Origin of the sequence: Streptomyces sp. FH025, assembly GCF_017427025.1 — a bacterium.
Classification (GTDB): domain Bacteria; phylum Actinomycetota; class Actinomycetes; order Streptomycetales; family Streptomycetaceae; genus Kitasatospora.
In genome coordinates this window covers 1-6,507 of sequence record NZ_JAFLNG010000443.1, presented here as the reverse complement: position 1 = coordinate 6,507, position 6,507 = coordinate 1, and the positions used below count along the sequence as shown (strand labels likewise).

General features: G+C 72.9%; 6 protein-coding genes. 2 read left to right on the top strand and 4 right to left on the bottom strand.

All coding sequences use genetic code 11. From position 1 onward, the window contains the following. The coding region (locus tag J0670_RS26275) for a hypothetical protein (RefSeq protein WP_207814149.1) at positions 1-226 on the top strand (226 nt) is incomplete at its 5' end. A 72-nt stretch (positions 227-298) separates the two neighbouring features. Here J0670_RS26275 and efeU read toward each other — a convergent pair. From efeU to J0670_RS26255, 4 genes are all read right to left on the bottom strand, one after another. After that, a complete protein-coding gene (gene efeU, locus J0670_RS26270) occupies positions 299-1,144 on the bottom strand; it encodes an iron uptake transporter permease EfeU (RefSeq protein ID WP_207814148.1) in 846 nt (281 codons plus the stop codon). A 43-nt stretch (positions 1,145-1,187) separates the two neighbouring features. Beyond that, complete coding sequence (efeB, locus tag J0670_RS26265; protein ID WP_207814147.1) at positions 1,188-2,495, bottom strand: iron uptake transporter deferrochelatase/peroxidase subunit; 1,308 nt, start codon at positions 2,493-2,495, stop codon at positions 1,188-1,190. A gap of 72 nt (positions 2,496-2,567) precedes the next feature. Next, positions 2,568-3,716, bottom strand: a complete 1,149-nt coding sequence (gene efeO, locus J0670_RS26260; RefSeq protein ID WP_207814146.1) for an iron uptake system protein EfeO — start codon at positions 3,714-3,716, stop codon at positions 2,568-2,570. A 155-nt stretch (positions 3,717-3,871) separates the two neighbouring features. Beyond that, entirely contained in the window at positions 3,872-4,687 is an 816-nt protein-coding gene (locus J0670_RS26255; RefSeq protein ID WP_207814145.1) for an ABC transporter ATP-binding protein, read from the bottom strand. A 205-nt stretch (positions 4,688-4,892) separates the two neighbouring features. On the opposite strand from J0670_RS26255, the gene J0670_RS26250 reads away from it, so the two are divergent. After that, on the top strand, positions 4,893-6,507 hold a 1,615-nt coding region (locus tag J0670_RS26250), incomplete at its 3' end, for an AMP-binding protein (protein WP_207814144.1).

Sequence of the window (6,507 nt, the reverse complement as noted above, 5' to 3'; positions counted from 1 at the left end):
GGTGCGCGTCCGCGTGGGGCGCAACAACCAGACGTACGTGGAGTGCCAGAGCTGCGGCTACCGCAAGCGCTCCTTCGTCGGCGCGCGGGACAAGGCCGAGGCGCACCTGTGGAGCGAGCACGGCGGCTCGAACATGCGGCGGGAGTACTCGCCGTGGCTGTGGATCAGGACGGCGATCGGGCTGACGGCCTTCCTCGTCTTCCTGTTCACGTACGTGTGGAAGTAGCACTGTTCATAGACGACACCGCCCCGCCCGGCGGGTGCCGGGCGGGGCGGGGCGGTGCGGTGAACTGTGCGGTCAGGCGGCCGGCTTGGCGGCCACCGGCTTGACGGGCTTGGCCTTGCCGCCGCCGAACAGGCCGAAGAAGACGGCCAGGGTCGGCAGCAGGTAGAGCAGCCAGACCACCAGCTGCAGCACGGTCGGGTCGGGCTGGAAGTTGAACACGCCCTTCAGCAGGGTGCCGTACCAGCTGTCCTTCGGGATGGTGCTGGAGATGTCGAAGGCCGTGTTGTGCAGGCCCGGCAGCCAGCCGGCCTCCTGGAGGTCGTGCACGCCGTAGGCGAGCACCCCGGCCGCGACCACGACCAGCATGGCGCCGGTCCAGGTGAAGAACTTCGCCAGGTTGATCTTCAGCGCGCCCCGGTAGAACAGCCAGCCGAGCACCACCGAGGTGAGCAGGCCGAGCGCGGCGCCGATCAGCGGGTTCCAGCCGTCGTCGGTGGCCTGCACCGCCGACCAGATGAACAGCGCGGTCTCCAGGCCCTCGCGGCCGACCGCGAGGAAGGAGGTGACCACCAGGGCCGTCGTCCCCATCGCGATCGCCGCGTCCAGCTTGCCGTGCAGCTCGGTCTTCAGGTGCCGGGCGGTGCGCCGCATCCAGAACACCATCCAGGTCACCAGGCCGACCGAGATGATCGACAGCGAACCGCCGAGCGCCTCCTGGGCCTCGAAGGTCAGCTGCGAGGAGCCGAACTGGAGCACGGCGCCGAAGGCCATGGACAGCACCACGGCCGAGCCGACGCCGAGCCACACGGGCGGCAGCTTGTCCCGGCGCCCGGTCTTGACCAGGTAGGCGATCAGGATGCAGACGACCAGGCTGGCTTCGAGGCCTTCGCGCAGGCCGATCAGGTAGTTGCCGAACACGCGGGCTCCTGGGGTTTCGGGATCGTACGAGGGAACGTGAGGGTCAGCCGAACAGGGCCTGGCCCCACCACTCCCCCGGCTTGCGCACGCCCGCCGGGCAGGCGAAGTGGGCGGAGCCGACGTGCTGGATGTACTCGTTGAGCTTGTCGGAGGCCGCGAGCTTCTGCTGCAGCGGCACGAAGGCCTTGCGGGTGTCCCGCTGGTAGGCCAGGAAGAACAGCCCGGCGTCCAGGCGGCCGAGGCCGTCGGTGCCGTCGGTGAAGGAGAAGCCGCGGCGCAGGATCATCAGGCCGCCGTTGGCGTCCGGGTGGGCGAGGGCGACGTGCGCGGTCGCGGGCATCGCCTTGAGGTCCGGGTCGTCGTGCTCCTTGGCCTTGCCGTACGGGGCGCCCTCGCCCTTGGTGCGGCCGAAGGTGTCCTCCTGGTCCCGGAGCGAGGCGCGGTCCCAGGTCTCGATGTGCATCCGGATCCGCCGGGCGACGAGGTAGGAGCCGCCGGTCATCCACTCCGGGCCGTCGCCGGGGCCGGCCCAGACGTGGTCGGCCAGCTTGCCGGTGTCGGTACCCGCGATGTTGTGGGTGCCGTCCTTGAACCCCATCAGGTTGCGCGGGGTCTGCTCGTCCGGGGTGGTCGAGGAGGTCTTGCCGAAACCGAGCTGCGACCAGCGGATGTTGACGGTGCCCATGCCGATCCGGGCCAGGTTGCGGATCGCGTGCACCGCGACCTGCGGGTCGTCGGCGCAGGCCTGGACGCAGAGGTCGCCGCCGCTGCGCAGCGGGTCGAGCTTGTCGCCCTTGAAGTTCGGCAGCTCGATCAGGGCCTCGGGGCGCTGCGCCCTGAGGCCGAAGCGGTCCACGCCGTCCTTCTCGAACAGGCTGGGCCCGAAGCCGATGGTCAGGGTGAGCCGGGAGGCGGGCAGGCCGAGGGCCTCGCCGGTGTCGTCCGGCGGCGCCTCGGCCGAGCCCGGGACGGCGCCGGTGCCGACCTCGCGGCCGCCGGTCATCGCGGCGGCCGCCTTGGTCCACTCCTTGAGCAGCTTGACCAGGGACTCCCGGGTGGCCTTCTCGGAGACGTCGAAGGCCGCGAAGTGCAGCCGGTCCTGCACCGGCGTGGAGATGCCCGCCTGGTGCTCGCCGTAGAACGGCACCTCCCCGCCGGCCGTCGCGTTCGCCACCGGGGCCGGGTCGTCGTCCTGCCGGACGGCCGCGGCGACCGAGCCGACGGCGGCGGCGCCGAGCGCGACTCCCGCGCCGGCCCAGCCGATGACGGCGCGCCGGCTGACCGCGCTCCTGGTCCCGGGGGCGTCGGCGGCGGCCGGCGTCCCGTTCTGCTGCTGGTTCTCGGCGTCCATCGGCGGGCGGGCCCTTCTCACTGATGCTGAACTGCGGTGCTGCTGGGTTGCTGAACTACGGTCGGCGGCCGGTTACTTGACGACCACGGCGGCGGCCAGCTTCGACAGCGGCTCGCCGAGCGAGTTGACGGCGTCGGAGAAGGTCTTGCGCTCGGCGTCGGTGACCTTGTCGTAGGAGGTGAAGGTGCCGTCGGCCTGCCGGTACTTGGCGAGCAGGGCGTTGATGGCGGCGAACTCGGAGTCGAGCGTCTTGGCCAGCTCCGGGTCCTTCTCGGCGGCGACCGGCTTCAGCAGCTCGTAGGCCTTCTGCGCGCCCTCGACGTTGGCGTGGAAGTCCGCCAGGTCGGTGTGGCTGTAGCGGTCCTCCTCGCCGGTGATCTTGTTGGTGGCGACCTCGTCCAGCAGCTCCTTGGCGCCGTTGGCCATGCTGGTCGCGGTGATCTCCGCCTCGGGGATCTTCTTCTGCCAGTCCTTGAGGTCGGCGACGAGCTGGTCGGCGAGCTTCTTCTCCTCGTCGCCGATCTTCGCGTCGGCGAAGAGCGCCTTCTCCAGCCGGTGCCAGCCGGTCCACTCCTGGCCCTGCTCCAGCTTGTCCTCGCGGGTGTCGGTCTTGGGGTCGACGTCGCCGAAGCTCTCGGCGACCGGCTCGGTGCGCTCCCAGCCGGTGCGCGAGGGCGCGTACAGGGACTTGGCCTTGTCCAACTCGCCGGCCTTGATCGCGGCGGCGAAGGCCTCGACGGCCGGGATGGTGGCGTCGGCCTGCTCCTGGGCGTACGTGCGGTAGGCGTCGACGGCGGCGGCCAGGCGCGGGTCGGCCGTCGCGGAGCCGCCGCCCTCGCCGGTCACGGTGATCTTCTCCCGGATGCCGTCGCCGACCATGCCGGGCTTGCAGGCGATCTCGTAGGAGCCGGCCTTGATCTCGGCGTTGATGGTGGCCTTGGTGCCGGGGCCGATGTTCTCGCGCTCGGTGATGATCTTGTCGCCGGGGCCGTAGACGTAGACCTCGGTGGTCTTGGAGCCCTTGTTGCTGATCTCCAGCACGACGTGGCCGGCCGGGAGGCTGGTCTTCGAGACCTCGCAGGCGGTGTCGCTGGCGTTCACCTTGACCGCGTCCGAGCCGCCCGCCTTGTCGCCCTTCTTCGAGGCGCAGCCCGCGAGGGCGGCGGTCGCCACGGCGAGGGCGAGCAGCACGGCGGCGGTGGGGCGACGGCGGGCGGACATGCGGGCTCCAACGGAAAAGGGCATGGGTGTGCCAAGGCGGGGCAAAGCGCCGGCCAGGCCGACGCTTCCTCTTTTAGCTAAGGCATACCTTACGTAAGAACTCTTTACCGTCGATACCCGGGGGTCGCCAGGGGTCGTTACCGCCCCGGTGTTCCTTACCGTCCCGGTGTACGGCGGGCGGCGGCCCGCGCCGTCCAGCGTCCGTCGTGGCGGCTGATCCGGATCGGGTGGCCGAAGGTCTCGCTGATCAGCTCGGTGGTCATCACCTCGTCCACCGGCCCTGCGGCCACGCACTCGCCCGCGCGCAGCAGCAGGGCGTGGGTGGTGCTCTCCGGCAGCTCCTCCAGGTGGTGGGTGACCAGCACGCTCGCCAGCTCCGGGTGCTCGTGGCGGAGCAGGTCGAGGCTGTCCAGCAGCAGCTCGCGGGCGGTGAGGTCCAGGCCGGTGGCGGGTTCGTCGAGCAGCAGCAGGCGGGGGCTGGGCATCAGCGCGCGGGCGATCAGGGCCCGGCCGCGCTCTCCCTGGGAGAGGGTGGTCCACTGCGCCTCGGCCATCGCGGACATGCCGAGCGTCTCGATCAGCCGCTCGGCCCGCTCCACCGCCTCGGGGGCGGGCTTGCGGTGCAGCTCGGGCTCGATGGTGTTGGTGTGCCCGGTGAGCACCACCTCGCGCACGGTCAGCGGCGAGCGCAGCGGGTGGCGCGGGTTGACGTGCCCGAGGTGGGCGCGCAGCTCGCGGATGTCCACCCGGCCGAGCCGGCGGCCGAGCACGTCCACCTCGCCCCGGGTGGGGTGGGAGACCGCACCGAGCAGGGCGAGCAGGGTGGACTTGCCCGCGCCGTTGGGGCCGAGCAGCGCCCAGTGCTCGCCGGGCCGGATCCGCAGGGTGATGCCGCGCAGCAGGTGGCGGCCGTCGCGCACGACGTCCACGTCCTGGGTCCGGAGCAGGGGGCCGTCGAAGGGCGGATTCATGGTGGGCGGGTCTCCGATCGCGGCGCCGGGCAGGGTGCGGGCGGAGGCGCCGTACCGGACGGGCCCGGCGCCGACCGTCCGTGTGCACCGTACAACCGTCCACCGAAGCGGAGGGGCGCCGTCCAAGGGATGGACGTGCCAGAACCCTGTTGCACGACGGGAGTTGGGAGGATGATCGTGCCAGGCGAGGGGACGGGGAGGGATCATGAGTGTGGACGCGGAACGGGCCGACACCCTGCACGGGCTGGTCGAGCGGCAGGCCCGCCGGGCACCGGAGGCGGTGGCGGTGCGCTACCGCGAGGCCGAGCTGACGTACGGGGAGCTGGACGCCCGGGCGGACCGGCTGGCCGCGCTGCTGGCGGAGGCCGGGCTGGCCCCGGGCGGCCGGGCGGCGGTCGCGCTGGGCCGGGGCACCGAGGTGTACGTGGCGCTGCTGGCGGTGCTGAAGGCGGGCGCCGCGTACGTGCCGCTGGAGCCGACCGCGCCCGACGCGCTGCTGCGGCACGTGCTCGCCGACGCGGCCCCGGACCTGGTGGTGACCGAGGAGCGCCACCGGGTCCGGCTGGCGGACGCGGGCGGCGCGCGGCTGGTCTGCCTGGACGCGATGGCGGACGCCCGCTGGCTGTCGGAGCCGCCCGAGGTCTCCCCCGCCGACCTCGCCTGCGTCTTCTACACGTCCGGTTCCACCGGCCTGCCGACCGGCGCCCCGATCGAGCACCGCAACCTGCTGTCCGCGTACGAGGGCTGGCGCGAGGTGTACGGGCTGACGCCGCAGGACCGGATCCTGCAGACGTCGAGCCTGGAGTTCGACGTCTTCACCGCGGACTGGGTCCGCGCGCTGTGCACCGGCGCCACCCTGGTGGTCGCCCCGTTCAACCTGGCCCTGGACCGCACCGTCGACCTGGCCGCGCTGCCCGCGCTGGTGGCCGAGGAGCGGATCACGGTCATGGAGCTGAACGTGCGCGTCGCGCGCCTGCTCACCGCCCTGCTCACCGAGACCGGCACCGGGCTGCCCGGGGTGCGGCTGCTCACCGTCGGCGCCGAGAAGTGGTACCTGGACGAGCACCAGGCCCTCCAGCGCCTGCTCGGCGAGGGCACCCGGGTGCTGAACGTCTACGGCCTGGCCGAGGCCACCGTCGACAGCACGTACTTCGACCCGCGGGGCTCCGCCGCCCTGACGGCCGAGCGGATCTCGCTGATCGGCCGCCCCTTCCCCGGCACCCGGGTGTACGTGCTGGGGCCGAACGCCACTCCCCTGGCGCCCGGGCGGGTCGGTGAGATCGCGATCGGGGGCGGCGGTCTGGCTCGCGGCTACCTCAACCGGCCGGTGGACACCGCCCGCCGCTTCATCCGGGCGCGCTTCGACCCGGACGGGCGGGTGCTGCTGACCGGCGACCTCGGGGTGCTGCGGGAGGACGGCGGGCTGGAGTTCCTCGGCCGGGCCGCCGCCGTGGTCGGGCCGCTCGGGCCGGAGCGGGCGACGACGGTGACCGCCCGGGTCAGGGCGGCGGCCCGCGCCGAGGCCGCGCTGCACGCCCACCCGGCGGTGCGCGAGGCGGTGGTCGTCGAGGTGCGGACGGCGGCGGGGCCCGAGCTGATCGGCTTCGCGGCGACCGTTCCGGGGGCGGAGGGAACGGACGGCTGGTCGCTCACCCAGTACCTGACGGCGCAGCTCAAGGGCCTGTCGATGACCGTCGCCGTCGTCCCCGTCCCGGAGCTGCCGCGCACCCGGGCCGGGAAGGTGGACCGTGCCGCGCTGCCACTGCCGGCCCCGCCGAAGCGCACCCTGCCCGCGTCGGCCAAGGCACGCGGCGGCAAGA

What these genes read in the sequence shown, in the direction of transcription:
- J0670_RS26255 (WP_207814145.1), bottom strand. Translation starts at nt 4,687, where the DNA reads ATGAATCCGCCCTTCGACGGCCCCCTGCTCCGGACCCAGGACGTGGAC.
- efeB (WP_207814147.1), bottom strand. Translation starts at nt 2,495, where the DNA reads ATGGACGCCGAGAACCAGCAGCAGAACGGGACGCCGGCCGCCGCCGAC.
- efeO (WP_207814146.1), bottom strand. Translation starts at nt 3,716, where the DNA reads ATGTCCGCCCGCCGTCGCCCCACCGCCGCCGTGCTGCTCGCCCTCGCC.